The sequence below is a fragment of the Streptomyces sp. NPDC098101 genome (assembly GCF_044760185.1).
Taxonomy (GTDB): Bacteria; Actinomycetota; Actinomycetes; order Streptomycetales; family Streptomycetaceae; genus Streptomyces.
This window is the reverse complement of record NZ_JBIWAS010000004.1, coordinates 162,180-187,701: the sequence shown is the minus strand read 5'-3', so window position 1 is coordinate 187,701 and position 25,522 is coordinate 162,180. Positions and strand designations below refer to the sequence as shown.

Here is a 25,522-nt window from a genome sequence, read left to right as displayed (position 1 = left end):
CGTCCCTGACGGTGCCGTCCCTCGCCGTGCCGGGGAAGCCCTTCACCGCCACCGCCGTCCTCGCCAACGGCTCGGCGCGCCCCTGGACCTCGGCCGCCCTCGCCCTGGAGGTCCCGGCCGGCTGGAGCGCGCGCCACCACGGCCACCACGGCGGCGCGGCTCGCCCCCGGCGCGCGGCTCACCGCCGCCTGGCAGGTCACCCCGCCCGCCGGCGCCCCGGCGGGCGCCCCCCGGACGCTGACCGCCGAGGGCACCGCCACCGCCCCGGGCGGCCCGGTGCGGTACGCCGCCACCGGCACCGCCACCACCCCGCCCCCGGCGCCCACCCGGGACGGCTACCTCTCCGACCTGCCCTGGATCAGCGCCGTCAACGGCTGGGGCCCGGTCGAGCGCGACGCCTCCAACGGCAAGAACGCCGCGGGCGACGGCACCCCGATCTCCTTCGGCGGCACCCCGTATCCCAAGGGCCTCGGCGTCCACGCGTACAGCGACGTCGCCTTCCACCTGGGCGGCGCAGCCGACCGCTTCACCGCCCTGGTCGGCATCGACGACTTCTCGGCCCGCCAGAGCTCCGTCGGCGCCACCCGCGCCACCGTGTACGGCGACGACCGGATCCTGCACACCACCGGCGTCCTGACCGCCGCCACCGGCCCCGTCCCCCTCGACCTCGACGTCCGGGGCGTCCGGGTCCTCCGCCTGGAGGTCACCGACGCCAACGACAGGACCTCCTTCGACCACACCTCCTGGGCCCTGGCCCGCGTCACGGTCGTCCAGTGACCCCGCCGCCCCCTCCGGAAGCCCTCACTCCTCCGGCGGCACGCAGAGCACCGGCACCGTCGACATGTGGAGCAGCTTGTGCGGGGTGGAGCCGAGGAGGGCGCCGCGGATCGGGCTCTCGCTCCAGCTGCCGACCACGATGACCCGGGCCGCGTGGCGGGTCGCCGCGTCGATGAGGGCCTGGGCCGGTTTCTCGTCGATGACCTCGACGACGGTCGGCACGCCCGCCCGGTCGGCCTCCGCGACCGCGTGCTCCAGACCGGTGCGGCCGGCCTGCAGGACGGCGTCGTGGTGGGAGCGGTACTCCTCCCCGGTGGGACCGGGGGCCGCCGCGCCGTAGACCAGGACGAGCGTCTCGTCGAAGGCGGCCGCCACCTCGACCGCGATCCGCAGCGCGCGGGCGGCCCCCGGCGACTCGTCGTACCCGAGCACGATCGCCATCTCAGTCCCTCCCCTCGCGGATGCCCCGGACCACGTCCGGATCGGCCACCCCCGGACGTTCGTCCCAGAAGGCGGGCGCCCGCAGCCGCCACACGATCATGATGAGCACCCCGACGGCGGCGATGCCGAGGCCGATGACGAGCGGCGGACCGAGACCGAGCCACGAGCTGCCGCTGTACGAGTTCGCCGGGTCGGACATGTCGGCGACCGACCGCACGAGCAGCCACGTCAGCAGCCCCGCGCCCACCAGCGGGCCGAGCCCGATCAGCAGGAAGTTGTGCAGGCTCTCGAAGAGGTGACGGCGGTAGTAGACCGCGCAGGCCACCCCGGTGAGCGCGTAGTAGAAGGCGATGAGCAGCGACAGGGCGGTGAGCGAGTCCAGGAGCGCGTTCTCGCTGATCTGGTTCACCGTCAGGTACCAGACGATGGCGATCCCGGCGACCCACCACGTGCTGACGTCGGGGGTGCGGAAACGCGTGCTGATGTGCCCGTAGTACGCGGGCAGCGCCCGGCGGCGGGCCATCGACAGGGCGGTCCGGGAGGCCGGGATGATGGTGGTCTGCGTGGAGGCGATCGCCGACGTGGACACGGCGAGGAGCAGCACCCAGTCCCAGCCGCCCAGGACGTCCCCGGCGAGCTGGGCGAAGATGAACTCCTCCTCGTCGGCGTTCTCCGCGAGGAAGCCGGGACCGGCGTAGGCCACCACCGCGAACCCCACCGACACGTAGGTCACGAGCAGGATCACCGTCGACCACAGGCCCGCCTTGCCCGGGGCGGTCGCCGAGTCCTCCACCTCCTCCGTGAGGTTGACCGCCGACTCCCAGCCCCAGTAGATGAAGACGCCGAGCAGCAGCCCCCCGGTGAGGGCCGCGCCGCCGGCGCCGAACGGATTCAGCCAGTCGAACGACGGCTCCACCGCGTCGTACGCGCTGGTCCCCGCGTACACCTTGGCGAGCGCCACGCACACGAAGACCAGCAGGAACACGACCTGGGCCAGGATCAGCACGTTCTGCACCCTGGCCGACAGCTCGGTGCCGATGACGCACACGGCCGTCATCACGAGGATGAGGAGCACGGTGAGCAGCTGGCGCACGAAGGAGTTCTCCACCCAGCCGTCGAGGCCGACGGCGAGCAGCCCGAAGCTTACGGCCACGTCGGCGAGCGAGCCGACGACCAGGACGCCGGTCATCGCGATGGCCCAGCCGCCCAGCCAGCCCGCCCAGGGCCCCATCGCGCGCGTGACCCACGAGAAGGTCGTCCCGCAGTCCTGGTCGACCTTGTTCAGGTAGTAGAACGCCGACGCGATCAGCAGCATCGGGACGAAGGACGCGACCATCACCCCGGGCGCGTAGATCCCCGCGAGCGCGACGATCGGGCCGATCACGGCGGCGATGGAGTACGCGGGGGAGGTGGAGTTGAGCCCGATGACGAGGGCGTCGACGAAGCCGATCGCGTTGTGCTTCAGATCCGCCGGCCGGTCCTCGGGTGCGGCGTCCTCGGTTGCCATGTTCCCTCGCTCCCGTTCCGCTCGGACAGAGCAGAGAGACGTGTCCCTCCACCGATCGTAGGAAGGCACGGTTCCGCCCGCACGCCGGGCGGCCGGAACTGTCCTCCGTCCGGGCGCACCCCCTAGCATCACGAAAACCCGCCCGCCTCACGGAACGGAACGCCCGATGCCGAAGGACCTCGCCGGTTTCGCCGAGCTCTCCACGCCCCTGGTCGCCGACGCCTGCGTACGGCTCGGGGAACCGCTGCGCGCCGCGCCCGCCGGGGTGCTGCCCGTCGTCGACGGGCAGCGGCTCGCCGGGCGGGCGCTCCCCGTCCGGCACTACGGAAGCGTCGACGTCTTCCTGGAGGCCTTCACGCGCGCGGAGCCCGGGGACGTCCTCGTCATCGACAACGCCGGCCGCCGCGACGAGGCCTGCGTCGGGGACCTCGCCGTCCTGGAGGCCCGGGCGGCGGGCGTCGCCGGGATCGCCGTCTGGGGACTGCACCGCGACACCCCGGACCTCGTCCGGATCGGACTGCCCGTCTTCTCGTACGGCCGCCACGCCCCCGGCCCCGTGCGCCTCGACCCGCGGGAGCCGGACGCGCTGCGCTCCGCGCGGTTCGGGGAGCACGAGGTCACCTCGGACGACGTGGTGTTCGCCGACGACGACGGGGTGCTGTTCGTGGCCGCCGACCGGGCCGGAGCCGTCCTGGAGACCGCGCTGTCCCTCTTCCGCACCGAACGGGAGCAGGCCCGCCGCATCGAGGAGGGGCGGACCCTGCGCGAGCAGACCCGCTTCGACGCCTATCTGGCGGGCCGGGCCGAGGACCCCTCGTACACCTTCCGGCGGCATCTGCGCCGGATCGGCGGCGCGATCGAGGAGTGAAGGACCCGGCCCGGCGGAACGTCAGCCCTCGAAGCCGACCGTGCCGTCCGGCAGGACCGCCTCGACCCGCGCGCCGTGCTCCACGGTCCGGCTCACCGTGCAGAACTTCTCATGGGTCAGGCGCACCCCGCGCGCGAACACCTCCGCCGCCTTCGGGTTGCTGTCCGGCAGGTCGAACTCGTAGCTGACCCGGATCCGGCCCACCCGGCCGTCGTCCTCCGGACCCGAGACCGACTCCACCACGATCCGCAGGTCGTCGTGGTCCACCGCCCGCGCGGTCCGGTCGATCACGAGCCCGCCGCAGCCGCCCATCGCGGCGAGCAGCAGCTCGACCGGCGTGAACGAGGGCTGCGCGTCGGCGTCGTCCGCCGCGGCCATCCGCACCTCCGCGCCCCGGTCGTTGCGGGCGGTCCAGTTCCGGTATCCGGTGCGGACGGTCTCGATCCGGTAGTCGGCCATGGCGGCGGGGCTCCTTCGTGCTCGTACGGTCGGCCCGCCCACGGTACGCCGGGGCGGGCCGGCGGGCCCGCACGGACCGAACCTGAGTAGCGCGGTGCGGGCACCTGAGTACGCCGACCGATACGGCGGCCCCCGCCCGCCGCTTGACTGGGCGCATGACCTCCGAAGCCCGGCGCAGCCGCCCCCTCCAGCACGTCACCGCCACCGGTGCCGCCCTCGCGGTGGCCCTCGGACCGGTGCTCGTCGGCGCCCTGCTCGCCCGGTCGGTCGGCGCGGACCCGATGGCCTCCGTCAACGCCCTGATCGCGGGCGGCGGCCAGCGCGCCCGGATCTCCCGCGCCCAGCTCAGGAGCGGCACGGGGCTCCGGAAGGGCGCCGTGCTCCGAGGCGGGGCCGTGCTCCGAGGCGGGGCCCGGTTCCGGAAGGGCGCCGGACCCCGGAGCGGCGCGGAGGTCCGGTGCGGCGCGCGCCCCCGGTTCGGCTCGGTCGCGCGGCTTGCGCGCCAGGAGGAAGCCCTGCGGCGTCTTCTCCCCGGCCTCCGGCTTCCGCACCAGACGGGCCGACTCGACGAGACCGGCCGAGGCCAGGAGGTCCGCGAGACGGTCGGGTGACCGGCGGTACACGTCGAGGGCGACCTCGTGCCCGTACGCCCGCTCCAGCCGTACCCGCTCGTCGCCCGCCTTGAAGGCGAGCAGAAGCTGCCCGCCCAGTGCGAGGACCCGGTGGAACTCCGCGAAGGAGGCGACGAGTTCGTCCTCCGGCATGTGCACCGTCGCGTACCAGGAGAGGACCCCGCCCAGCGAGGCGTCCGACAGGTCGAGCGCCGTCGTCGACCCCACCTCGAAGTGCAGTCCCGGGTGGGTCGCGCGGGCGACCGCGATCATGCCCGGCGACAGGTCCACTCCGAAGACCTCGGCGCCGAGGCTCCGTAGATGGGACGTCACCCGCCCCGTCCCGCAGCCGAGGTCCCCGATCGTACGGGGCCGGCCGGCCCGCTCCACCTCCTCCGCGAACCCGGCGAGCACCGCCCGGTCCAGCGGGACCGCGTCCAGCTGGTCGGCGAGCAGCCGCCCGTAGTCGGCGGCGACGGTGTCGTACGAGCGGCGGACGGCGGTGACGCGTGCGGTCTCGGTCATGGCGGCACCCTACGGCCGTCTCTCCCGAAGGGGCCCCGCGGGCCGCCCACATGAGCGATGATCACCGCATTCGAGGTGACCCGGCGGTAGGGGCCGGGGCCGTGGCGAAAGGGCAACCGGATGACGAGGCGCCGCCCGGGGCGGGACGAGCACCACACGAGCGGCGCCGACGGGCCGCACACCGGCGACGCACCCGGCACAGGCGCATCCGGCACCGGCGGACACGGCACAGGCGGTCCCGGTCCCGGCGACGCGCCCGGCATCGGCCGCCGCCGTTTCCTCGGGTACGTCCTCGCCGCCCCCACCCTCACCGTCGCCGCCCAGCTCGGCGCCGAGGCCCTCGCGCCCCGCGCGGCCGCTGCGGCCCCGGCGCTGGTCCCCTCGCCCCCGGGCCCGGCCGAACTCCTCGACCTCAACGACCTGCTCACCCTCGCCGCCCTGCCCACCAGCCACCTCCTCACGATCCGCCTCGACCCCGACGGCACGGCCCACCTCGCCCTGCCCCGCGCCGAGGTGGGGCAGGGCGTCACCACCTCCAGCGCCATGCTCGTCGCCGAGGAGCTGGACCTCCCCCTGGACAAGGTGCGGGTCACGCTCGCCGACGCCCGGCCCGAACTGCTCTTCAACCAGCTCACCGGCGGCTCCAACACCACCGTCTCCACCTACACCCCGCTCCGGGTCGCCGCCGCCGTCGCCCGGGGCCGGCTCCTGCACGCCGCCTCCCTCGTCCTCGGCCAGGCCGTCGGCACCCTCACCACGAAGGCCGGCGCCGTCCTCTCCCCGACCGGCGCACTCCTCGGCTACGGCGAACTCGCCGCGAAGGCGGCCGCCGTCTCCGACTCCGCCGTCGCGGTCACCCTCAAGGACCGCTCCCGCTTCCGCGTCGTCGGCACCGGCCGGAACAGGATCGACGCCCTCGCCGCGGTCACCGGGCGCAAGAAGTTCGCGATGGACCTCCGGGTCCCGGACGCGCTGCCCACCATGATCTGCCGCCCGCCCACCATCAACGGCACGGTCCGCTCCGTCGCCAACCTCGCCGAGGTCCGGGCCATGCCCGGCGTCACCGACGTCGTCACCGTCTCCACCGGCGTCGCCGTCCGCGGCCGCACCTTCGGCCAGTGCGTCGACGCCGTCCGCGCCCTCCGGGTCGACTGGGGCCCCGGCACCGCCGAGGGCGCCTCCGACGCCACCGTCCTGGCCAAGCTCCGCCGGGCCGAACTCCCGCTGGTCGTCCCGCCGCTGCCGCTCCTCACCAAGGCCGTCGACGCCCGCTTCACCTTCCACTTCGCCAGCAACGCCGCCCTGGAGACCAACTGCGCGATCGCGGACGTCCGTACCGACTCCGCCGAGATCTGGGCCTCGCTCAAGGCGCCGATCGTCGCCCAGGAACAGATCGCCCTCGCGCTGGGCCTGCCGCCCTCGGCCGTCCGCGTCCACGTCACCGAGGGCGGCGGCTCCTTCGGCCGCAAGCTCTTCCACGACGCCGCCCACGAGGCCGCCGAGGTCTCCAAGGCCCTCGGCAAGCCCGTCAAACTGATGTGGCACCGCACCGACGACTTCCGCCAGGGCCGTACGCACCCGATGTCCACCTCACGGGTGCGGGCCACCTACGCGCTCGGCGAGATCCTCACGTACGAGCAGCGCCACACCTCGATCGCCACCGACTTCGGGCACGGCATCGGCGAACTCCTCACGGCGGAGGCGGCCCGACTGCCCGTCGCCGACCTGGCGTTCTCCGAGACGATGTTCCAGCTCACCCAGATCAGCCCCTACCACCTCGGCGTCACCACCCAGCTGCTCGCCGAGACCGACAAGGGCTTCAACACCGGCTCCATGCGGAACATCTACTCGCCCAACGTCCGCTGCGCCCAGGAACTCGTCCTGGACGAGGTGGCGAAGCGCACCGGCCAGGACGGGTACGCGCTGCGCCGCCGCCTGGTGAAGGACCCGAGGGCCCGCGCCGTCCTCGACGAGGTGGCGCGGGCGGGGGAGTGGGGCCGGACCATGCCCGCCGGCACCGCCCAGGGCATCGCCGTCCACACCGAGTACCACTCGGCGGTGGCGGTCCTCGCGGAGATCGACTGCCGCCCGGAGACCACCGGCCGGAAGGTCCCGAACGCGTACACCGGGCCGCGCGTGACCAAGGTGGTCTGCGCCGTCGACGTCGGCCTCGCCGTCAACCCGCGCGGCCTGGAGGCCCAGATGATGGGCGGCATCGCGGACGGCATCGCGATCACCCTGTCCTCCGGGCTCCACCTGGAGGACGGGCACTTCCTCGAAGGCAGCTGGGACCAGTACTTCTACACCCGGCAGTGGAACACCCCGCCGGAACTGGAGATCATCGTGATGCCCCCGACCGGCGACGAGCCGGGCGGCGCGGGGGAGCTGGCGGTCGCCGGGGCCATGGCCGCCGTCGCCTGCGCCTACGGCCGGGCCACCGGCACGATGCCGACGGTCTTCCCCCTCAACCACGCCGCACCGCTCGCCTTCACCCCCCTGCCGACCGTCCCGCCCGTCCCCGCCTCGCCCGTCGACGGCCGCGCCCGCGCCCTCTGAGACCTGGAGCCCCCGTGCCGCAGCACACCTTCATCCTGAACGGCGAGGCCGTCACCGCCGACGTCGAGGGCGACGTCCGGCTCCTGTGGGTCCTCCGGGACGTCCTCGGCGTCACCGGGCCCAAGTACGGCTGCGGGGTCGGCGTCTGCCGGGCCTGTACGAGCCACCTCAACGGCAGGGAGTTCACGCCCTGCGCCGTCCCCGTCGACGACCTCGCGCCGACCGACGAGGTCACCACCATCGAAGGCCTCCCGGACACCGTCGGGAGTGAACTCCACCCCATGCAGGAGGCCTGGCTGGACCTCGACGTCGCCCAGTGCGGCTACTGCCAGCCGGGGCAGATCATGACGGCGGTGGCGACGGTCCGGCGGGCCCGGGAGGCCGGCCGCGAGGTCACCGAGGCCGACCTCGACGCGATCCGCAACATCTGCCGCTGCGGCACCTACCACCGCATCCGGCAGGCCGTCCTGGAGGGCGCCCGCCGCATGGCGTGACGGACGGACCCCGGCCGCGACGGGCCGGTGGCCCGCCCCCGGAAGGGGCGGGCCACCGGTGCGGCGCGACTTCGCCTTCGCGCCCAGGAGCGCGAGCTCCCGTATCAGGGGGTGCCGCCCCGGCTCGCGGGGCGGCACCGGCCGGTCGTCCGGCGGTCAGTACTTCCGGCCGCGGGCGTCGGGGTCGTCCGGGTTCTCGAGGCCCTCGACCTCGATCTCCTCCTTGCGGACCTCGCCCGAGACGGTCTGCTCCTCCACGACCTCGTCGGCCTTGAGGCTCACCCGCTCGACCGGAACGGTCCGGGTCTCCACGACGGGGCGCTCCTCGTGGAGGATGACCTCGTGCTCGGCCTCGGTGATCTCCGCGCCGGACAGGGCCTCGTCACGGTTGGCGTCGGTGATCGGCTCCCGCTCGATCCGCACCTCTTCGTGGCTCACGGGCACGGTCTGCTGGACCTCTTCCGTCACCACGTACTTGCGCAGCCTGACGCGTCCGGCCTCCGTGCGCTCGACGCCGACGTGCATCTGCTCCTCGGAGCGGGTCATCGCGTCGTCGTCCGTGTGCGCGGCGCGTCCGGCGGCGCCGCCCGCCGCGAACCCCTCGGCGGTGCCCATGGGGCCGGTCGCGGTCCCGGTCTCCGTGCCGGCCGTGGTGCCCGTGCCGGTGCCGCCGTGGGCCCAGCCGCCCTCACCGGGCTGGTTGGCCTGCTGCCAGGCGTCGTCCCACGCGATGCCGTAGTGGTCGAAGAGACGGTGCTCCTCGCTCTCGGAGAGGTGTCCGCCGGCGTCGACGTCCACGTTGGGCGCGTCCTTGATGGTGGACTTGGGGTACGGGACCTCCAGGTGGTCGTCGACCAGAGCCGCGTCCTTGATCGGGACGAAGGATTCACTGGTGCCGAACATGCCGGTCTTCACCGTCACCCACTCCGGCAGGCCGGTCGCGTCGTCGACGAAGATGTGCTTCGCGTCGCCGACCTTCTTGCCCTCGGCGTCGTAGACGGGGTGGTCCAGCACGGCGTGGATCTGCTCTCGGGCGATCATGTCGACCCTCCTGCTCTCTCTCGTCTCGCTTATCCACGCCTCTTACCAGAGGAATCGGTCGGAAACGGGGCAAATCCATCTAATTATATTGAATGGTCAACTGCTGGAGGGGGTGGCCAGCGGGACGGGGAGGGCCCCCACCGCATGGAAGCGGTGGGGGCCCTCGACGGGTCCGGGCGGGGTCAGGCGGCCGGCGGAACCCGTGACGGGCGGCCCGCGCCGCGCGTCAGGACGTAGCCGCCGATGCCCGCGAGCGCCGCGAGGACGCCGCCCGCCAGCGTCCAGAGCCAGCGGTCGGACCACCAGCCGGAGGACCAGCCGTCCTCCGGGGCCGCCGCCTCCACGGCGGACGGACGGCCCGCGTCGGCGTCCGCCCGGTCGGCGGTCGTCGCGCCCGGCACGAGCGGCGCGGCGAGCGCCCCGTCCGTGGCGTGGGCGCCGCCCTCGTCCTTGACGTCCACCCCGAGCCGGGCGCCGAACGGCTGGCCGAGGTCCTCGTCCGGCAGGCCCGTGACGGTCAGCCGGACGTAGTAGCTGCCCGGCAGCGGGTCGTTCGCCCAGGCGTCGGCCGAGGCGCGCACCGGACGCAGCACGCAGGCGAGTTCCACCTTCGCGGCGTCCTTCGCCGCCGTGCGGGACTGCATCCCGTACATGCACGGCTGACGGCGCCGCAGCCCGTCGTACACGTCGATCCGCCAGGTGGAGGGCCCGTGCCGGAGGGCCGCGTCCGGCAGGGTGACCGAGGCGTTCACCGTCGGGCGCTGCCCGGTGTCCGCGGGGAACACCCAGTACAGGTAGTCGCCCGTGGCGGCCTGCGCGGTCGCCTGCTGCCCCGGCAGGAACCGCGCGGCGGTGCGGAAGGTGGTGCCCGCCTCCGTGGGCCCTTGGGTGGAGCGGGTGTCCGGAGTCGCCGTGGCGGAGGGCGAGTCGGCGACGGCGGCCGGAGCCGCGAGCCCGAGCAGGGCGGCGCCCGCGAGCGCGGCCGCGGCGAGCGTGCGTACGGTGCGCATCAGCGGGTCCTCCAGACGGCGAGACGCCAGCGGGACAGCCAGCCCCAGATCAGACCGGCCAGGAAGCCGGTGAGCACCAGTGCCCCGAGCAGCCACCAGCCCCGGCCGAGGCCGAACGAGGCCACGTCGGACGCGGTCGCGGGACCGTCGACGACGTCCACGGTCAGCTCGATCGGCATCCCGGGCGTGGTCTTGACCGACGGGGGAGCGGAGAAGGAGTTGCTGACCTGGAGGCAGACCGTCTCGGCGGCCGGCTTGAGGTCGTCGGAGTCGGTGCCGTCCAACTCCGGCTTCGGGTAGCGGAGTCCGGTGGATATGACGTCCGTGCGGCCGTCGCCGGCCTCGGAGCCGCGCGTGATCTCCCGGCCGTGGCGGGTGACGGCGCGCAGCAGCACCCCGTAGTCGTCGTTGACGGCGCGGTCGGCCGACACGCTGACGGAGGCGCGCAGTTCCTGGCCGGGCAGCAGGTCCACCCGGTACCAGCGGTGCTCGCCGAAGGACTCGCGGTCCGTGTACAGACCGGGCTTCAGCTCCGGCGCGTCGGCGCACCGCGCGGCGCCCCGGGCGGCGACGGGCGTGACGACCGGGTCGGCCGCGCGGTCGACCAGCTGCCGGACGCGGCGGGAGAGTTCATCGGTGCGGTGGACCGAGGTGTACGTGCCTCCGGTCGCCTCCGCGATGCAGGTGAGCTGCTGCCGGGTCTTGGCGTCCGGCACCAGGCCCAGGGTGTCGATGACGAGGTGGATGCCCTTCGCCGCGATCTCCCGGGCCACCTGGCAGGGGTCGAGCGGGGCGCAGGTGTCCTCGCCGTCCGTGATGAGCACGATCCGGCGGGTGGCGTCACCGCCCTCCAGGTCCTTCGCCGCGCCGAGCAGCGCGGGACCGATCGGGGTCCAGCCGGTGGGGGCCAGGGTGGCCACCGCCGTCTTGGCCTCGGTCCGGTCGAGCGGACCCACCGGATAGAGCTGGCGGGTGTCCTTGCAGCCCTGCTTGCGGTCCTGTCCCGGATAGTCGGCGCCCAGGGTCCGGATGCCGAGCCGCACCTCCTCGGGCACCGCGTCGAGGACCTCGTTGAAGGCCTGCTTCGCCGCGGCCATGCGGGACTTGCCGTCGATGTCCTTGGCCCGCATCGAGCCGCTGACGTCGAGGACCAGCTCGACCTTGGGGGATTCCTTCGCCGCCGGCGCGTCGGCGACCGCGTGGGTCGGCAGGAGCGCGGCGCCCAGAGCGGCGAGCAGCGCGCAGGCCCCGGTCGCCAGCCGTTTTCTCGTGATCATCGCCGGATCGTATTGACGATCGTCCGACAAACCAAAACGGGGGGTGGCGACCGGGGCCCGGGGCGTGCGGCCTCAGGGGGAATCAGGGGGCAGGGGAGGCGGGATCCTCGGCGTCGTCCTCGGGCAGGGCCCGGGCCCGTACGGCGTGGGCGGGGTCCTGGTGCCCTCCGGAGGGCATGACGCGCACCTCGCCCCGGTCGCTGATCTCCGCGCGGATGATGCCGGTCGGGTCGGTGTAGACGGGGTGCCCCCCGGAGCCCTTGTAGAGGGTGCGCTCCACGACCACGACGTCCTGGGTGGCGCCCGTGACGTCGGTGAACACCAGCTCGTATCGGGATATGCTCATTTGCCCCATTTTACGCCGGTATGGAGAGGGTACTGTCCGGGCCCGTGCGGGACGGGCCTCAGACCGTGCGGGACACGGCGTCCACCAGGTGCGCCAGGGCCGCTCCGAGGGCCGCCGCCCCCGGGCCCGCCGCCCCGCCCGGCTCGCTCATGTAGAGGTCCCGGCGCATCTCGACCATCAGCGCGTGGACCCGGGGCTCCCGGCCGTAGTACCGCAGCGGCACGTACGTCCCGGCGAAGGGGCTGTCCGTCCCCACCCCGCCGAACCCGCCGAACGCCTCCCGCGCCGCGTCGAGCAGCGCGGGAGGCGTGTGGAAGGCGTCGGTGCCGAGGCAGACCGGGGGCCGGGGACCGTCGCCGTGCAGCTCGTACGGCAGCGGTTCGCCCGGGTACGAGTGGACGTCGATCACCACCGCCCGGCCCGTCGCCGCCAGCCTGTCGGCCACGGCCCCGGTCATGCCCCGCGCGTACGGCGCGAAGTACCGGTCGAGCAGCGGCGCCGGGTCGAACCCGTCCGGCCGCAGCCCGGCCCGGTGCGTGGTGCGCGTGTACACCGCGCCCATCCCGACGGCCGCCATCTCCTCCCGCTCGTCCGGGAAGCGCTCGGGGTCGACGACCAGACGGGAGAGCCGGTTGACGAACCGCCAGGGGGCCGTGCCCGCCGTCGCGGCGGCCGAGGCGGCGATCTCCGCCGTGTGCGCGTCGGTGATGTGGTCCAGCTCCCGCGCCAGTTCGTCGTCGCCGAGCAGGATCCCGGCCCGCACGTCCGGGGGCACCGCGCGGGAGGAGTGCGGCACGTGGAGGAGGACGGGGGAGTCCGGGGCGCCGGGGAGGAGGGCGAAGGAGGCGGTGCCGGGTGCGCCGGTCGTGCCCGCCGTGCCTGCCGTGCCCGTTGTGTCGGCGCGTGGAGTCTCGTTCATGCCGGGATCCTCTCCCGACCCCGCCCGCGACGCCACGAAACCGCTGGTTAGAGTGGGGGGAGGTTGCGCCGCCGCACCAGGACCGGGCGCGAGACCGGGCCGACTGTCGACCACAGGGACCCGTACGACCACCCGTCCCCGCTTCGCCCGGCCCCGGCCGCCTGCCCCGGAAACACCGCATCGCATGAGCACCGACACCGCCCCCGCCGTTCCCGCCGTTCCCGCCGCTCCTGACGCCCCTGCCGTCCCCGGTGCGGCCCCCGGCCTCGACGCCGCCGCCCGTCCCGGCACCGCTCCCGGTCGCGACACCGCCCCCGCCCCCGGCTCCGCTTCGGAAGGTCCCCGGCGGACGAGGATGGCCGGGCGGGCCCCGGCCCGGCCCGCGCCCGGGGCCGCCGTCCACAGCGTCAGCGCCGCCACGGCCGCCCTCCTCGGGCTCGTCGGCCTCGGCGCCCTCCTCCACGAGCCCGTCCTGATACCCCCGCTGGCCGCCAGCGCCGCCCTGGTGCACTGCGCTCCCGCGCTTCCCCTGGCCCAGCCCCGGAGCGTGGTCGTCGGCCATCTGCTCGGCGCCGGCGCCGGATACGCGGTGGCCGCCGCCGCGAGCGGCAGCGCCTGGGCCGCCGCGCTCGCCGCCGGCGTCACCCTCGCGCTCACCACCCTGGCCCGGACCCCGCACTCGCCGGCCTGCGCGACCGCCGTCGTCGTCGTGCTCCAGGCGCCCGCCCCCGGCCGGTTCGTCCCCCTCCTGTTCGGCTCCACGGTCCTGCTCGTCCTGACCGCGTTCGCCGCCTCCCGCGTCCGGCGCGCGGCACCGAAGTACCCCGCCTACTGGTGGTGAACCCGGGCCCGGCGCCCGTGTGAGCCCCGCCGGGCGACCGTACGCCCTCCCGCCGTGCGCGTGTGCGGGCGCCTGTGACCCGATGCGCTCCGGCGTTCCGCGCCCCCGCGCGCCCTCCGTAGGGGTGATCGCGTCAACTTCCGTCCGGTTCCGGTCGGAAACCCCTGCCCGGGGCCGGGTTGTTCACGGTCCGGCCCACCAGTGCGTATTACCCTTCGTTGGTCTTCGCTTGACCTCTTCTTGGTGAAGCGTGATGCCGGTGGGACTGCCGGGGAGGGACGTGCCGTGCCCGGCCACGGGCCGTTCCGCCCCGCCCCGTTCGTCCGTGCGACCACCGGCCCGCCCCCCGCTCTCGAACCCCATGAGGGGAGATCCTCATGTCACCCTCCTCGCTCCGCCTCCGGCAGTTTCCCCATCTCCGCCAGGACTTCGCGGCCTCGCTCGTCGTCTTCCTCGTCGCGCTGCCGCTCTGCATCGGCGTGGCCGTCGCCTCCGGCGTGCCCGCCGAACTCGGCCTGATCACCGGCATCGTCGGTGGGATCGTCACCGGCCTGATGCGCGGCAGCAGCCTCCAGGTCTCCGGACCCGCCGCAGGCCTCACCGTCCTCGTGTTCGAGGCGGTCCGCACCTTCGGGCTCGCCGCGCTCGGAGTCATCGTGCTCCTCGCCGGACTGCTCCAGATCCTCATGGGCCTGCTGAGATGGGGCCGCTGGTTCCGGGCCATCTCCCTCTCGGTCGTCGAGGGGATGCTCGCGGGCATCGGCCTCGTCATCGTGGCCGGCCAGCTCTACGCGGCGGCCGGCCTCGACGCCCCCGACTCCGGCCTCGCCCGGCTCGCCGGACTTCCGGCCGCCCTGGTGGGCGCGCTGACCGCCCCCGCCAACCTGGTGCCGCTCGCCGTCGCGGCCGGCACGATCCTCGTGGTCGTGGGCTGGAAGCACCTGCCGTCGAAGGCACGGGCCGTGCCCGGCGCGCTCGTCGCGGTCCTCCTCGCGGCCCTCGCCACCGCCCTCCTCGACCTCCCGGTCGCCACCGTGCGGGTGAGCGGCGTCCTGGACGCCGTGCGCGTGCCCGGCGCGGACGCCTTCGCCGGCCTGGCCGACCTCGCCCTGCTCGGCACCGTCCTCGCCTTCGCGCTGATCGCCTCGGCGGAATCGCTGTTCAGCGCGGCGGCCGTGGACCGGCTGCACGACGGACCGCGCACCGAGTACGACCGGGAACTGCTCGCCCAGGGCGTCGGCAACACGCTCTGCGGCGCGCTCGGCGCGCTGCCCATGACCGCCGTGATCGTACGGAGCTCGGCCAACGTCCAGGCGGGAGCCAGGACCAAGGCCTCCCGGGTGCTCCACGGCGTGTGGCTGCTGCTCTTCGCCGCCCTGCTGCCCGCCACCCTGGAGTACGTGCCGCTCGCCGCGCTCGCCGGGATCCTGGTCCACGCGGGCTGGAAGCTGATCCCCTTCAAGGGGCTCGTCACGCTGTGGCGCGGCCACCGGGGCGAGGCGCTCGTCCTCGTCGTGACGGCCGTCGCGATCGTCACCGTCAACATGTTCGAGGGGGTCCTGATCGGACTCGCCCTCTCCGTCGCCAAGGCGGCCTGGGACGCCTCCCACCTCCGCGTCGAGCGCGTCGACGACGGCCACGGACCGGTGCGCGTCAGCCTGTCGGGGAACGTCACCTTCCTGCGGCTGCCGAAGATACTCGACACGCTCGAAGCCCTGCCCGGGGACCGCCCGGTCGAACTGGACCTCTCCGGACTCCAGCACCTCGACCACGCCTGCCGCGCCGCCCTGGAGACCTGGGCCGAACGCCACTCCGCCGGCCCCGAATCCGTACGGCTGCACGGTCCGCCGGCGGACGCCCCCGACCGGCCGAAGGAGGGCGAGCCCGCGCGGACGGGCTCCTGACTCCCGGTCACCGAACGGCCCGTGCGGGGAGATCGGGGATGAGGACGCCGGTCCTGGGTACCCGATGACCGTCCAACCCACTAGGGAGGAATCATGGGTCTGGGAGCTTTCATCATTCTGATCGCGGTGGGGGCCATTCTCACGTTCGCGTCGGACTGGCAGATGGAGGGGGTCAATCTCGATCTGGTCGGGCTGATCCTCATGGCGGTCGGCATCATCGGAACGGCGGCCTACGTCAGCGTGCTGCGCCGGCGCCGGATGATCGTCCCCCCGGTCGCACCGACGGTCACCGAGGACGACCGTCGGGACCTGCTCTGAACAAACGTTGCGGCACCGTCCCCCGGAAAAGGGGGACGCCTTCCCCGGAAGGGGAACGCGAGAGGGGTGACCACGCTTCGGGCGTGGTCACCCCTCTCGTCCTTCCGTCCGCCGTCCCGCGCGTTCCGGCGCGGCCGCCGCTCACCGGTCCACCGTCACCGCCGCGTGGATGGTCTTGCCGTCCGGCCGGGTGTCCACGGTGACCTCCCGGCACAGGCGCAGCACGATCGGCCAGCCGAAGCCGCCGGGGCGCAGCTCCTCGCGGCGCTCGTGGCGCGGCGCCTCCCCGCTGGCGTCCGCCACGGACACGGTCACGCGGTCGGGACCGACGGCGATGCCGAAGTCGGTGACCCCGCCCCCGTGCCGGTGCGCGTTGGTGACCAGCTCCGACGTGACGAGCAGCAGGTCGTCGACCTGGCCCGGCGGCAGGGGGCCGAGGGCCGCGAGCGTGTGGCAGACCAGCTGCCGCGCCTGCGCGGGCGTACCGACCGGCGACGGCCCGTACGCTCCGGCGCCGGGGCGGGCCGTCGGGGCCGCCGGCGTACGGGACCGGGTGTCGCTCCGAGTGTTCATCACGAGGTCCCTTTCTTCCTGATTCCTCAACAGGTGACGGAATTCGCCTGCCCGTTCGTACGGAAGTGATGCGCGCCACTCCGACCGGAGGGGACGTCCCGTTTCGGGGAATGCGTTCGGAAAGTGGGGGTACGAGAACCGGAACTGCTGAACGGACCGTGAGAAAGAGGAGGTTGTCGCGTGCGCATCGAGACGGCCGAGGCGATGGCGACGTACGTGACGAGCGGTACGTGTGAGGACCTGCCCGTCCTCGACGCTCCCCACGAGGTCGCGCCGCAGGACGCCCGTACCCTGACCAAGGTGTTCCTCCGCGAGCTGGCGGAGCGGGAGGAGGGCACCGAGGCGTACCAGTACGTCCGGAACACCCTGATCGAGATGAACATGTCGCTCGTGCGGTACGCGGCGGGCCGGTTCCGCGCGCGGGCCGACGAGATGGAGGACATCGTCCAGGTCGGCATGATCGGCCTGATCAAGGCGATCGACCGCTTCGACCTCTCGCGCGAGGTGGAGTTCGCCACCTTCGCGGTGCCGTACATCGTGGGCGAGATCAAGCGCTTCTTCCGCGACACCACCTGGGCGGTGCACGTGCCCCGCCGGCTCCAGGAGGCGCGCGTGGAGCTGGCGAAGGCGACCGACGAGCTGAGTTCGCGGCTCGGCCGGGCGCCCCGGGTCGCGGAGCTGGCGATGCTGATGGGTCTTCCCGAGGAGGAGGTGGTCGAGGCGCAGATCGCCTCGAACGGCTACAACTCGACCTCGCTGGACGCCGCGATCAACGGCGGCGACGAGGAGGACGAGGCGGCCCTGGCCGACTTCATCGGCGAGGAGGACCCGGCGCTCGCGCTCTTCGAGGACTTCCACACCCTCGCCCCGCTGGTGGGGGCCCTCGACGAGCGCGACCGGCTGCTGCTCCACCTCCGCTTCGTCGAGGAGCTGACGCAGTCGCAGATCGGCGAGCGGCTCGGCGTCTCCCAGATGCACGTCTCGCGGCTCCTGGCCCGCAGCCTCAACCGTCTGCGCGAGGGCATGTTCGAGCAGCCGCGCGCCACCGGGTGAGCGACCGGCGGCACGTACGCGAAGGGCTCGCGCCCCGGGAGACCGGGACGCGAGCCCTTTGCGCGGACGCGTACCGGGGTTACGGGCGCGCGGCGATGAAGGAGGGACGCCGGACCGGGGCGGCGAAGGGCGCCTCCGGGAGGTTCTCCACGCTGTTGAAGACCAGGAACACGTTGCTCCGGGGGTACGGGGTGATGTTGTCGCCCGACCCGTGCAGGGCGTTGCAGTCGAACCAGGTGGCCGAACCGGCGGGGCCCGTGAAGTGCCGGATGCCGCAGGCCTCGGCGAAGGTGGTGAGCGCCTCGTTCGAGGGCGTCCCCGCGTCCTGCATCTGGAGCGACCTCTTGTAGTTGTCCCGGGGGGTCTCCCCGGCACAGCCCAGGAAGGTGCGGTGCGAACCGGGCATGATCATCAGGCTGCCGTTGGTGGTGTGGTTCGGCGTGAGCGCGATCGACACCGAGACCGTCCGCATCTGCGGCAGGCCGTCCTCGGCGTGCCAGGTCTCGAAGTCGGAGTGCCAGTAGAAGCCGCTGGCGCCGAAGCCCGGCTTCACGTTGACCCGCGACTGGTGGACGTAGACGTCCGAGCCGAGGATCTGGCGGGCGCGGCCCACGACCCGGGGGTCCTCGGCGAGCCGGCCGAAGACCTCGCTGATCCGGTGCACCTCGAAGACGGAGCGGATCTCCTGCGACCGGGACTCGACGATCGCCCGCTCGTCGGCCCGGACGGCGGGGTCGGTGACGAGCCGGTCCAGCTCCGCCCGGAGCGCGTCGACCTCGTCCGGGGTGACGAGTTCGTCCACCGTGACGAACCCGTCGCGGTCGTAGTCCTCCAGTTCGCGCGCCCAGAAGGGGCCGGGCGTGCCGGGCTCGGACCACACGACGGGGTCCTTCCGGCCGATCAGCTCCTCCCGGGGGCCGCGGGTGGGGTAGAGGTCGACGGGGCGGGTGGGTGCGGAGGCCATGGGGCGGTGTGCCTTCCTTTCGTGCGTCTCGTACGGGTGCGTGCGGGGGTGCGGCGCGGTGCGGGTCCGCCGGGTCAGGCGGCGTCGTCCGCGGCGCCCGCGTCGGTCGGCTCGGGCTCGGTGAGCAGGGGGTAGACGCCGTTCTCGTCGTGGTCCTCGCGCCCGGTGACGGGCGGGTTGAAGACGCACAGGCAGCGGAAGTCCCGCTTGACCTTCAGGGTGTGGCGCTCGTGCCCGTCGAGCAGGTACATCGTGCCGGGCACGATCGTGTGCGTGAGGCCCGTCTCGTGGTCGGTGAGCTCGGCCTCGCCGGCCGTGCAGACGACGGCCTCGACGTGGTGCGCGTACCACATGGAGGTCTCGGTCCCGGCGTACAGCACCGTCTCGTGGAGGGAGAAGCCGACCCGTTCGCGGGCCAGGACGATGCGCTTGCTCTCCCAGGTGCCCGAGGCGGCCCTCACGTGCCGCTCGGTGTTCTCCAGCTCGTCGAAGGAACGGACGATCACGGGGATCTCCTTTCGCGGGGTTCGCGGAGTTCGCGGGGGTGGTGGCGGATCAGGCGGTGTGGCGGACCGAGCGGGCCAGGATGCCGAGGCCCTCGTCGAGCTCGTCGTCCGTCGCGGTCAGCGGCGGGAGCAGCTTGACGACCTCGCCGTGCGGTCCGGACGTCTCCAGGAGCAGACCGATCTCGAAGGCCCGCCGGCACACGGCCTCGGCGCGCTCCCCGTCGGCGAACTCCAGGCCCCACACGAGGCCGCGGCCGCGCACCGAGACGCCGGACCGCTCGTCGTCCCCGCACAGGTCGAGCAGGGCGCGCTCCACCCGGTCGGCCCGGCCCAGGGTGCGCTCGCGCAGGGCGCCGTCGCGCCAGTACGCGTCGAGGGCGGCGGTGGCGGTGACGAAGGCGGGGTTGTTGCCCCGGAAGGTGCCGTTGTGCTCGCCGGGCTCCCACAGGTCGAGCTCCGGGCGGAACAGGCAGAGGGCCATGGGGAGGCCGTAGCCGCTGATGGACTTGGACAGGGTGACGATGTCGGGCGTGATGCCCGCCTCCTCGAAGGAGAAGAAGTCACCGGTGCGTCCGCAGCCCATCTGGATGTCGTCGACGATCAGGAGCATGTCGTGGCGGCGGCAGAGGTCCGCGAGGGCGCGCAGCCACTCGGCGCGGGCCACGTTGATCCCGCCCTCGCCCTGGACGGTCTCGACGATGACGGCCGCCGGGTGGTCGAGGCCGGAGCCGGGGTCCTCCAGGAGCCGCTCGAACCACAGGAAGTCGGGGACCTGCCCGTCGAAGTAGTTGTCGAAGGGCATCCGGGTGGCGTGCGGCAGCGTCACGCCCGCCCCGGCGCGCTTGGCGGAGTTGCCGGTGACGGCGAGCGAGCCGAGCGACATCCCGTGGAAGGCGTTGGTGAAGGAGACGACGGTCTCGCGGCCGGTGACCTTGCGGGCCAGCTTCAGGGCCGCCTCCACCGCGTTGGTGCCGGTGGGGCCGGGGAACATCACCTTGTAGGGCAGGGCGCGGGGCTCCAGGACCGCCGAGCGGAAGGCCTCCAGGAAGCCGCGTTTGGCGGTCGTCGACATGTCGAGGCCGTGGGTGATGCCGTCGTCGGCGAGGTAGTCGAGGAGGGCGCGCTTGAGGACCGGGTTGTTGTGCCCGTAGTTCAGCGAGCCGGCTCCGGCGAAGAAGTCGAGGTACGGCCGCCCCTGCTCGTCGTACAGCCGGCTGCCGGAGGCGCGCTCGAAGACGACGGGCCAGGCGCGGCAGTAGCTGCGGACCTCCGATTCGACGGTCTCGAAGACGGAGGAAGGGGCGAGGTCGGTCAGGGTCACGGAGTCTCTTCTCCCAGTGTGGTGCGGGTGCGGGTGCGGGTGCGAGTGAGGGCGGGCAGGAGCCGCCGGACGGCTCAGAAGGCCGCGGAGTCCAGGGGGCCGATGCGGTACAGCACCTCGGCCTCGTGTCCCGCCGTGGGGAAGGAGGCGGCCGGGAAGAGGACCTCCCGCGTCACCTCCGCGCCGTGACGGCGCGCGTAGGACCGGAACATCCGGTCGGACGCCAGGTTCCCCGGCGTGACGGTCGCCTCCACGCGGTCGAGTCCGTGCTCGGCCGCCACCCGGGCGGACAGAGCGTCGAGCAGGGTCCCGGCTACCCCGCTCCCGCGGTGCGAATCCTGTACGGCGACCTGCCAGACGAAGAGGGTGCCCGGCGCCTCGGGCCGCAGGTATCCGGTGACGAAGCCCACCGGGCGCCCGGAGGCGTCACGGGCGACGGCGGTCGTGTCGGCGAAGTCGCGGCACCACAGCAGATAGCTGTACGGCGAGTTGAGGTCCAGCTCTCCCGAGCCGCGGGCGATCCGCCAGAGGTCGGCGCCGTCCTCGATCTCGGCCGGGCCGACGGAGACGTCGCCGGTCCGGGATGTCGTAGGGGCAGTGGTCTGGGCAGTGGTCATGGGCGCCGAAGGTACCCACAAGATCCCGGAACTTCCTGGGGCTGAGGGGTTGTTCGAGGTGCCGGAACATGATAGGTGCACCTTTCGCCCCTGTGAGGAGAATCCTCACTTCCTCCTGCGGCGAATCATTTCAAAGCCGGACAAAATGACCGTTTATAACGGATAGGTAACGGCTCCAAGGTGTGGGATTCGCTCACTCAAAAAGCGTGAGAACATTCCGGGTTTCGCGTTTGAAGCCGCGAAGAACGGTCAGGTGTATGGGTCACCCCGTGCCGCGCCCCGGAGGTGACGCGGCACGGGGTGACCGATCGGCCTACCAGATCGCCTCGACCCACTCCGGGTGGTCGATGAACGGGTTCCGGTTGCCCTGGTAGGTGCCGAAGATGATGTCGTTGCGGCGCTTCTCGAAGGTGCTCGGCGGGTCCTGCTCGTTCCACTGCTTCAGGACCGAGAGGCGGCCGTGGTACGGGACGCTGCCGTTGGAGGTCGACTCGTTGGGCTCCAGGTCCGCCCAGGAGTCGCCGCCCTCGTAGCGGACGGCCATGTAGAGGAGCATCCGCGCCACGTCGCCCTTGTCCGCGTCGCGCGGCTCGAAGGAGTTGCTGTCCGTGTAGCTGCCGGGCGCGCCGCTGACCGGGCTGCCGCCGAGGTCGAAGTCCTTGTTGCCGCGGGTGCTGTTCACCTGGACGTCCGCCGCGCGCAGGTGGTGCAGGTCGGTGCCGGGACCGGCCGAGGTGCCGAAGTTGCCGTGCGACTGGGCCCAGGTGTGTTCGCGGTTCCAGTTGCCCACCGCGCCGCCGTTGAGGGACTTGGCGCGCGAGACCCCGCTGTAGAGCAGGACCACGTTGTTGGGGTTGTTCGGGTCCTGGTCGATGGTCTTCAGCGCGTTCCAGACCGCGTCGTACGAGATCTTGCTCTGGCTGCTGATGATGGTGTGTAGCGAGGACTTGAGGGCCGGACCGGTCTTGCCGACCGCGTCCTTGTAGTACGTGCTGTCGTACGGGGAGGTCGTGGCGCTCGCGGGGGTCGCGGCGACCGCGGGGAGGGTGAGGGTGACGAGGACGGCCGCTATGGAAGCCGCCCAGACCTTCCGACGTCGGGGCTGTGCAACGGACATGGGGGGTGCCCTTTCCCGGTGGGGGCACGCGGCGGAGCACGGCGGTCGGCTCAAGGGCACCGCGCTCTACGCGTGTTGACTTCTTGTCAGCCGGGAGCGTGGCACGGGGGAGCGGCCCGCCGTGTAACCGGGAGGAGGCGTTTCCGTGACGTTCTCGCATACGCGGGAACCCGGGGCCCCGCGCCCGTCCGGAACGGGGTCAGACGCCCCGGACGCCCACCGGCATCCCCTTCGGCTCCTTGATCCGCTTCATGATGATCTGAGAGTTGACCTCGGTGACCCCGGCCAGCGTCGTCAGCCGCTCGATCCACAGCCGCTCGTACGCCGCCAGGTCCGCCACCGCGATCCGCAGCAGACAGCCGGGACTCCCGAAGAGCCGGTACGCCTCGATCACGTCCGGCACGTCCTGGAGCGCCTCCTCGAAGGCCTCCACCGTCTCCCGGTCCCGCCGCACCTCCACCGAGACGAGCACCTCGAAGCCCCGCCCCACCGCCTCCGGATCGATGATCGCCCGATAGCCCCGGATCACCCCGTCCTGCTCCAGCTGGCGCACCCGCCGCAGACAGGGGGAGGGGCTGAGCCCCACCCGCTGGGCCAGCTCCTGGTTGCTCAGTCGGCCGTCGTTCTGGAGCTCGCGCAAGATATGGAGATCGATTCGGTCCATGGCGCAATCTTCTCCCAAGAAGAAACATTTCGGCGGCTCATTCGGCAATCGTCTTGCGCGCCGTTTGTCCTATCCTTGCGGGCTCAGGGACCTCCGACGAGGTCTTCGGCAGGCCCTTTCGCCACGGGGGCGGAGCCCCTTTTCGGTACGGAGTCGAGGACGGCAGCCATGAAGCGGACGCACGACGGGGAAGCGCGCAGGATCGTCGTCATCAGCACCGGCGGCACGATCGCCAGCCGCTGGCAGGGCACCGGCTACGCGGCCGACGCCTCGGGCAGCGACGTCCTGGCCACCGCCCCCCTCCCCGAGGACGTCACCGTCGAGGTCGTCGACCTCTTCAACGTCAACAGCTCGCGCATGACCGCGGCCCACCAGCTCGCCCTCCTGCGCACCGTCCACGAGACCTTCGCCGACCCCGGCGTCGACGGCATCGTCATCACCCACGGCACCGACACCCTGGAGGAGACGGCCTTCCTCCTGGACCTGCACCACACCGACGCCCGCCCGGTCGTCCTCACCGGCGCCCAGCGCCCCTTCGGCACCGGCGACGGCGACGGCCCCGGCAACCTGTACGACGCGCTCCAGGTCGCCTCCACCGTCCGCGACCTCGGCGTCCTCGTCGTCTTCGACGGGCGCGTCCACGCGGCGCGCGGCACCGTGAAGTACCGGACCCTCGCCGCCGACGCCTTCGCCGACCCCTCGGCCGAGCGCCTCGGCCGCGTCGGGTTCTCCCGCGTCGACGTCGAGCGGCAGCCCGAGCGCCCCGCCCCGCTGCCCCTCCCCGCCGCCGCGCGCACGGCCGGGCCCGGCGCCACCGGTGCCGCCCCGCTGCCCCGCGTCGACATCGTGACGCACCACTCCGACGGCGACCCGGTCCTCCTGAACGCGGCCGTCGCCGCCGGCGCCCGGGGCATCGTCCTCGTCGCCACCGGCGCGGGCAACGCCACCCCCGAGGTCGCCGCCGCCGTCGCGGACGCGGTCGCCCGGGGCGTCCTCGTCGTCGTCACCACCCGCGTCCCCTCGGGCCCGCTCGCCGAGATCTACACCGGCGGCGGCGCGGTCGACCTGGTCGCCGCCGGAGCCCTCCTCACCGGCACCCTCCGGGCCGCCCAGGCCCGGATCGCCGTCCTCGCCACCCTCCTCGCGGAAGAGGGCGGCGCGGGCGACCCGGCCCGCGCCACCGCGCTCCTGCGCCGCCTCCTCGACGGCCCGGTCCGCGCCGAACCGGCCCTCGCCACCGGCGGCTCCCGCTCGGCCGTCGCCGCCCGCGCCTGACCGGCGGGCAACCCCCGAACCCCGGCTCGCGGACGGAGCCCCCCAGCCCGTCCGCGAGCCGGAATCAACCCGGCGCCGCGCCCGTCACCCCAACCGCAGGGTCACGAACGGGACGGTGTCGCCCGGCAGGACGTACCGCTCCACCTCCGTGAAGCCCCGCGCCAGGGCGAACCGCAGCCCCTCCTCGTTGGAGGCCAGCACCACCGTCTCCACGCCCCCGCCGCCCAGCGACCGGGCGTGCGCGAGCCCCCGCTCGTACAGTGCCGTCCCGAAGCCCCGCCCCCGGAAGCCGGGCAGCGTCCGGGCGATGACGGTTGCCGCCGCCGTCTCTCCGTCCGGCGGGCGCACCGTCGAGCAGCCCACCGGCACGTCCCCGAGGTAGGCCACGTCCAGCCGGTTGCGCCCCGCGCGCTCCCGTACTTCCTCGGGCGAGAGGACGGCCGTGGGGATGATCGTGTTGTGGACGGCGCGCCAGTCCGCGAGCGGCTTCCCGCTCAGCGCCCGCTCGATGTGAAGATCGTTCATCCGGGCAGCCAACCGCTTCCCCGCCCGGCCGGTCAACCGCTTTCGGAGCCCGCCCGCGACCCCCGGGAGGCCGCGTCCGTACGGGTGAGGGGGCGAGGCCGGCGGCAGCCCCGCCCGGCGAACGGGTACGGATCGCTGCACCGTCCCCCCGGTCAGGAGGAATGCCGTCCCATGCCCGTCCGCAAGGGCGCCCCCGCACTGCTGAGCGCCGGCACGTTGTGTGCCGCCCTGCTGCTCACCGCCTGCGGGAGTCCCGCCACCCCGCCCGCCCCCGCCCCCACGCCCACGACCGTGCCCGCCGACGGCGCCCACCCCGCCCCGGGTCCGCCGGGCCGGGCCGCCGGGAGCATCACCTCCGCCCCGGTCCCCGAGCCGGGACTCCCCGGCGTCGGCCCCGTCACCCACGCCGCCGTCCCCGACGGCACCTCCCAGGCCCTCGTGGTCACCGGCGCCTCCGCCGACTCCCCCCGGTCCACCGCGACGCTCTACTCCCGCGACCCGGCCGGCGGCTGGAAGGTCCGGGGCGGCCCCTGGCGCACCCACAACGCGCTCCGGGGCTGGACCGCCGACCACACGGCGGGCGACCTGCGCACCCCCATCGGGGTCTTCCGGCTCGGCGACGCGGGCGGCCGGCTGCCCGATCCCGGCACCCTCCTGCCGTACGACCGGGACGACCAGTTCGCGATCAGCGGCACCGGCTTCGCGGGCGAACCCCTCGAAGGCTCCTTCGACCACGTCGTCGCCATCGACTACAACCGGGTGCCCGGCCGCAGCCCGCTCGACAAGGAGCGCCCCCTCGGCGCCGAGAAGGGCGGCGGCGTCTGGATCCACGTCGACCACGGCGGCCCCACCCAGGCCTGCGTGACCCTGGAGCGGGAGGAACTGCGCGACCTGCTCCGCGCCCTCGACCCGGCCCGGGAACCCGTCGTGGTCATGGGCCCGGCCACCGAACTGGCCCGCTGACACCGCCCGTCCGCGCGACGACGCCACGGGGCGCCCGGCCCTCCGCCGGG

General features: G+C 73.5%; 27 protein-coding genes and 1 pseudogene. 11 read left to right on the top strand and 17 right to left on the bottom strand.

Annotation, left to right across the window (positions count from 1 at the left end):
- The first annotated feature begins 276 nt into the window (after nt 1-276).
- On the top strand, nt 277-777 hold the full coding sequence (locus ACIQVI_RS19480) for an NPCBM/NEW2 domain-containing protein (protein ID WP_403598688.1): 501 nt from the start codon (nt 277-279) through the stop codon (nt 775-777).
- Nucleotides 778-801: 24 nt separating this feature from the next.
- Here the strand turns inward: ACIQVI_RS19480 and ACIQVI_RS19475 are convergent, their stop codons facing one another.
- Together ACIQVI_RS19475 and ACIQVI_RS19470 are read right to left on the bottom strand one after the other, a co-directional pair.
- Nucleotides 802-1,218, bottom strand: a complete 417-nt coding sequence (locus tag ACIQVI_RS19475) for a universal stress protein (RefSeq protein ID WP_351972411.1) — start codon at nt 1,216-1,218, stop codon at nt 802-804.
- A 1-nt stretch (nt 1,219) separates the two neighbouring features.
- On the bottom strand, nt 1,220-2,725 hold the full coding sequence (locus ACIQVI_RS19470) for an APC family permease (protein WP_403597280.1): 1,506 nt from the start codon (nt 2,723-2,725) through the stop codon (nt 1,220-1,222).
- A gap of 166 nt (nt 2,726-2,891) precedes the next feature.
- Between ACIQVI_RS19470 and ACIQVI_RS19465 the strand changes: the two genes are divergently transcribed.
- On the top strand, nt 2,892-3,593 hold the full coding sequence (locus ACIQVI_RS19465; RefSeq protein ID WP_403597277.1) for an RraA family protein: 702 nt from the start codon (nt 2,892-2,894) through the stop codon (nt 3,591-3,593).
- Between the two features lie 21 nt (nt 3,594-3,614).
- Here the strand turns inward: ACIQVI_RS19465 and ACIQVI_RS19460 are convergent, their stop codons facing one another.
- Nucleotides 3,615-4,052 carry an OsmC family protein gene (locus ACIQVI_RS19460; protein ID WP_351973942.1) on the bottom strand — a complete coding sequence of 146 codons (438 nt, stop codon included), beginning with the start codon at nt 4,050-4,052 and terminating at the stop codon, nt 3,615-3,617.
- Between the two features lie 155 nt (nt 4,053-4,207).
- On the opposite strand from ACIQVI_RS19460, the gene ACIQVI_RS19455 reads away from it, so the two are divergent.
- Nucleotides 4,208-4,663, top strand: coding sequence for a hypothetical protein (locus ACIQVI_RS19455; protein ID WP_403598793.1), 456 nt, complete (start codon nt 4,208-4,210; stop codon nt 4,661-4,663).
- Between the two features lie 90 nt (nt 4,664-4,753).
- Here the strand turns inward: ACIQVI_RS19455 and ACIQVI_RS19450 are convergent.
- Nucleotides 4,754-5,188, bottom strand: a pseudogene (locus ACIQVI_RS19450) (class I SAM-dependent methyltransferase); the annotation flags it as partial.
- Between the two features lie 120 nt (nt 5,189-5,308).
- Between ACIQVI_RS19450 and ACIQVI_RS19445 the strand changes: the two are divergent.
- Nucleotides 5,309-7,744 (top strand): molybdopterin cofactor-binding domain-containing protein, encoded by a 2,436-nt coding sequence (locus ACIQVI_RS19445; protein ID WP_403597274.1) that lies wholly within the window; start codon nt 5,309-5,311, stop codon nt 7,742-7,744.
- Nucleotides 7,745-7,758: 14 nt separating this feature from the next.
- Nucleotides 7,759-8,238: a (2Fe-2S)-binding protein gene (locus tag ACIQVI_RS19440; protein WP_403597271.1), complete on the top strand. Its 480-nt coding sequence runs from the start codon at nt 7,759-7,761 to the stop codon at nt 8,236-8,238.
- Between the two features lie 156 nt (nt 8,239-8,394).
- On the opposite strand, the gene ACIQVI_RS19435 is transcribed toward ACIQVI_RS19440, so the two are convergent.
- From ACIQVI_RS19435 to ACIQVI_RS19415, 5 genes are all read right to left on the bottom strand, one after another.
- Nucleotides 8,395-9,279, bottom strand: coding sequence for a DUF2382 domain-containing protein (locus tag ACIQVI_RS19435; protein WP_403597268.1), 885 nt, complete (start codon nt 9,277-9,279; stop codon nt 8,395-8,397).
- Nucleotides 9,280-9,461: 182 nt separating this feature from the next.
- Entirely contained in the window at nt 9,462-10,289 is an 828-nt protein-coding gene (locus ACIQVI_RS19430) for a hypothetical protein (protein ID WP_403597265.1), read from the bottom strand.
- A complete protein-coding gene (locus ACIQVI_RS19425; RefSeq protein ID WP_351973654.1) occupies nt 10,289-11,566 on the bottom strand; it encodes a VWA domain-containing protein in 1,278 nt (425 codons plus the stop codon). The genes ACIQVI_RS19430 and ACIQVI_RS19425 overlap by 1 nt, the downstream gene beginning before the upstream one ends.
- A gap of 82 nt (nt 11,567-11,648) precedes the next feature.
- Nucleotides 11,649-11,912: a DUF6296 family protein gene (locus ACIQVI_RS19420; RefSeq protein ID WP_403597262.1), complete on the bottom strand. Its 264-nt coding sequence runs from the start codon at nt 11,910-11,912 to the stop codon at nt 11,649-11,651.
- Nucleotides 11,913-11,970: 58 nt separating this feature from the next.
- On the bottom strand, nt 11,971-12,831 hold the full coding sequence (locus tag ACIQVI_RS19415) for an N-formylglutamate amidohydrolase (RefSeq protein ID WP_403597259.1): 861 nt from the start codon (nt 12,829-12,831) through the stop codon (nt 11,971-11,973).
- A 184-nt stretch (nt 12,832-13,015) separates the two neighbouring features.
- On the opposite strand from ACIQVI_RS19415, the gene ACIQVI_RS19410 reads away from it, so the two are divergent.
- The 3 genes from ACIQVI_RS19410 to ACIQVI_RS19400 all read left to right on the top strand — a co-directional run bounded on the left by ACIQVI_RS19410 (nt 13,016) and on the right by ACIQVI_RS19400 (nt 15,894).
- Nucleotides 13,016-13,672: an HPP family protein gene (locus ACIQVI_RS19410; protein WP_403597256.1), complete on the top strand. Its 657-nt coding sequence runs from the start codon at nt 13,016-13,018 to the stop codon at nt 13,670-13,672.
- A gap of 377 nt (nt 13,673-14,049) precedes the next feature.
- Nucleotides 14,050-15,576, top strand: a complete 1,527-nt coding sequence (locus ACIQVI_RS19405; protein WP_351973658.1) for a SulP family inorganic anion transporter — start codon at nt 14,050-14,052, stop codon at nt 15,574-15,576.
- 93 nt (nt 15,577-15,669) lie between these two features.
- Entirely contained in the window at nt 15,670-15,894 is a 225-nt protein-coding gene (locus ACIQVI_RS19400) for a DUF6458 family protein (RefSeq protein WP_351973659.1), read from the top strand.
- A 141-nt stretch (nt 15,895-16,035) separates the two neighbouring features.
- Here the strand turns inward: ACIQVI_RS19400 and ACIQVI_RS19395 are convergent, their stop codons facing one another.
- Nucleotides 16,036-16,467 carry an ATP-binding protein gene (locus ACIQVI_RS19395; protein WP_403597252.1) on the bottom strand — a complete coding sequence of 144 codons (432 nt, stop codon included), beginning with the start codon at nt 16,465-16,467 and terminating at the stop codon, nt 16,036-16,038.
- A 204-nt stretch (nt 16,468-16,671) separates the two neighbouring features.
- Between ACIQVI_RS19395 and ACIQVI_RS19390 the strand changes: the two genes are divergently transcribed.
- Nucleotides 16,672-17,520, top strand: a complete 849-nt coding sequence (locus tag ACIQVI_RS19390; protein WP_383415847.1) for an RNA polymerase sigma factor SigF — start codon at nt 16,672-16,674, stop codon at nt 17,518-17,520.
- A gap of 79 nt (nt 17,521-17,599) precedes the next feature.
- Here ACIQVI_RS19390 and thpD read toward each other — a convergent pair whose 3' ends face one another.
- From thpD to ACIQVI_RS19360, 6 genes are all read right to left on the bottom strand, one after another.
- Nucleotides 17,600-18,484, bottom strand: coding sequence for an ectoine hydroxylase (gene thpD / locus ACIQVI_RS19385; RefSeq protein WP_391054236.1), 885 nt, complete (start codon nt 18,482-18,484; stop codon nt 17,600-17,602).
- 74 nt (nt 18,485-18,558) lie between these two features.
- Nucleotides 18,559-18,990 (bottom strand): ectoine synthase, encoded by a 432-nt coding sequence (locus ACIQVI_RS19380; protein WP_351974171.1) that lies wholly within the window; start codon nt 18,988-18,990, stop codon nt 18,559-18,561.
- A 49-nt stretch (nt 18,991-19,039) separates the two neighbouring features.
- The gene (gene ectB / locus ACIQVI_RS19375; protein WP_403598684.1) at nt 19,040-20,305 is read right to left on the bottom strand and encodes a diaminobutyrate--2-oxoglutarate transaminase; all 1,266 of its coding nucleotides are present in this window, start codon (nt 20,303-20,305) and stop codon (nt 19,040-19,042) included.
- An 80-nt stretch (nt 20,306-20,385) separates the two neighbouring features.
- Nucleotides 20,386-20,928 carry a diaminobutyrate acetyltransferase gene (ectA, locus tag ACIQVI_RS19370; protein WP_351974173.1) on the bottom strand — a complete coding sequence of 181 codons (543 nt, stop codon included), beginning with the start codon at nt 20,926-20,928 and terminating at the stop codon, nt 20,386-20,388.
- Between the two features lie 313 nt (nt 20,929-21,241).
- Nucleotides 21,242-22,045: an endonuclease I family protein gene (locus tag ACIQVI_RS19365; RefSeq protein WP_403597247.1), complete on the bottom strand. Its 804-nt coding sequence runs from the start codon at nt 22,043-22,045 to the stop codon at nt 21,242-21,244.
- A gap of 199 nt (nt 22,046-22,244) precedes the next feature.
- Complete coding sequence (locus tag ACIQVI_RS19360) at nt 22,245-22,709, bottom strand: Lrp/AsnC family transcriptional regulator (RefSeq protein WP_053640331.1); 465 nt, start codon at nt 22,707-22,709, stop codon at nt 22,245-22,247.
- 168 nt (nt 22,710-22,877) lie between these two features.
- Here ACIQVI_RS19360 and ACIQVI_RS19355 point away from each other — a divergent pair, with 168 nt between their 5' ends.
- Entirely contained in the window at nt 22,878-23,984 is a 1,107-nt protein-coding gene (locus ACIQVI_RS19355; protein WP_403597243.1) for an asparaginase, read from the top strand.
- 84 nt (nt 23,985-24,068) lie between these two features.
- Here ACIQVI_RS19355 and ACIQVI_RS19350 read toward each other — a convergent pair whose 3' ends face one another.
- The gene (locus ACIQVI_RS19350; RefSeq protein ID WP_351974356.1) at nt 24,069-24,509 is read right to left on the bottom strand and encodes a GNAT family N-acetyltransferase; all 441 of its coding nucleotides are present in this window, start codon (nt 24,507-24,509) and stop codon (nt 24,069-24,071) included.
- A 171-nt stretch (nt 24,510-24,680) separates the two neighbouring features.
- Between ACIQVI_RS19350 and ACIQVI_RS19345 the strand changes: the two genes are divergently transcribed.
- On the top strand, nt 24,681-25,472 hold the full coding sequence (locus ACIQVI_RS19345) for a hypothetical protein (protein ID WP_351974355.1): 792 nt from the start codon (nt 24,681-24,683) through the stop codon (nt 25,470-25,472).
- Nucleotides 25,473-25,522 lie beyond the last annotated feature (50 nt).

Bases quoted from the DNA above. Each gene is read 5' to 3' on its own strand.
- ACIQVI_RS19420 (WP_403597262.1), bottom strand. From the start codon at position 11,912: ATGAGCATATCCCGATACGAGCTGGTGTTCACCGACGTCACGGGCGCC.
- ACIQVI_RS19445 (WP_403597274.1), top strand. From the start codon at position 5,309: ATGACGAGGCGCCGCCCGGGGCGGGACGAGCACCACACGAGCGGCGCC.
- ACIQVI_RS19365 (WP_403597247.1), bottom strand. From the start codon at position 22,045: ATGTCCGTTGCACAGCCCCGACGTCGGAAGGTCTGGGCGGCTTCCATA.
- ACIQVI_RS19390 (WP_383415847.1), top strand. From the start codon at position 16,672: ATGGCGACGTACGTGACGAGCGGTACGTGTGAGGACCTGCCCGTCCTC.
- ACIQVI_RS19360 (WP_053640331.1), bottom strand. From the start codon at position 22,709: ATGGACCGAATCGATCTCCATATCTTGCGCGAGCTCCAGAACGACGGC.
- ACIQVI_RS19430 (WP_403597265.1), bottom strand. From the start codon at position 10,289: ATGCGCACCGTACGCACGCTCGCCGCGGCCGCGCTCGCGGGCGCCGCC.
- ACIQVI_RS19410 (WP_403597256.1), top strand. From the start codon at position 13,016: ATGAGCACCGACACCGCCCCCGCCGTTCCCGCCGTTCCCGCCGCTCCT.
- ACIQVI_RS19400 (WP_351973659.1), top strand. From the start codon at position 15,670: ATGGGTCTGGGAGCTTTCATCATTCTGATCGCGGTGGGGGCCATTCTC.
- ACIQVI_RS19455 (WP_403598793.1), top strand. From the start codon at position 4,208: ATGACCTCCGAAGCCCGGCGCAGCCGCCCCCTCCAGCACGTCACCGCC.
- ectA (WP_351974173.1), bottom strand. From the start codon at position 20,928: ATGACCACTGCCCAGACCACTGCCCCTACGACATCCCGGACCGGCGAC.
- ACIQVI_RS19355 (WP_403597243.1), top strand. From the start codon at position 22,878: ATGAAGCGGACGCACGACGGGGAAGCGCGCAGGATCGTCGTCATCAGC.
- ACIQVI_RS19475 (WP_351972411.1), bottom strand. From the start codon at position 1,218: ATGGCGATCGTGCTCGGGTACGACGAGTCGCCGGGGGCCGCCCGCGCG.
- ACIQVI_RS19470 (WP_403597280.1), bottom strand. From the start codon at position 2,725: ATGGCAACCGAGGACGCCGCACCCGAGGACCGGCCGGCGGATCTGAAG.
- ACIQVI_RS19345 (WP_351974355.1), top strand. From the start codon at position 24,681: ATGCCCGTCCGCAAGGGCGCCCCCGCACTGCTGAGCGCCGGCACGTTG.
- ACIQVI_RS19435 (WP_403597268.1), bottom strand. From the start codon at position 9,279: ATGATCGCCCGAGAGCAGATCCACGCCGTGCTGGACCACCCCGTCTAC.
- ACIQVI_RS19350 (WP_351974356.1), bottom strand. From the start codon at position 24,509: ATGAACGATCTTCACATCGAGCGGGCGCTGAGCGGGAAGCCGCTCGCG.
- ACIQVI_RS19465 (WP_403597277.1), top strand. From the start codon at position 2,892: ATGCCGAAGGACCTCGCCGGTTTCGCCGAGCTCTCCACGCCCCTGGTC.
- ACIQVI_RS19415 (WP_403597259.1), bottom strand. From the start codon at position 12,831: ATGAACGAGACTCCACGCGCCGACACAACGGGCACGGCAGGCACGGCG.
- ACIQVI_RS19460 (WP_351973942.1), bottom strand. From the start codon at position 4,052: ATGGCCGACTACCGGATCGAGACCGTCCGCACCGGATACCGGAACTGG.
- ACIQVI_RS19425 (WP_351973654.1), bottom strand. From the start codon at position 11,566: ATGATCACGAGAAAACGGCTGGCGACCGGGGCCTGCGCGCTGCTCGCC.
- ACIQVI_RS19405 (WP_351973658.1), top strand. From the start codon at position 14,050: ATGTCACCCTCCTCGCTCCGCCTCCGGCAGTTTCCCCATCTCCGCCAG.
- ACIQVI_RS19395 (WP_403597252.1), bottom strand. From the start codon at position 16,467: ATGAACACTCGGAGCGACACCCGGTCCCGTACGCCGGCGGCCCCGACG.
- thpD (WP_391054236.1), bottom strand. From the start codon at position 18,484: ATGGCCTCCGCACCCACCCGCCCCGTCGACCTCTACCCCACCCGCGGC.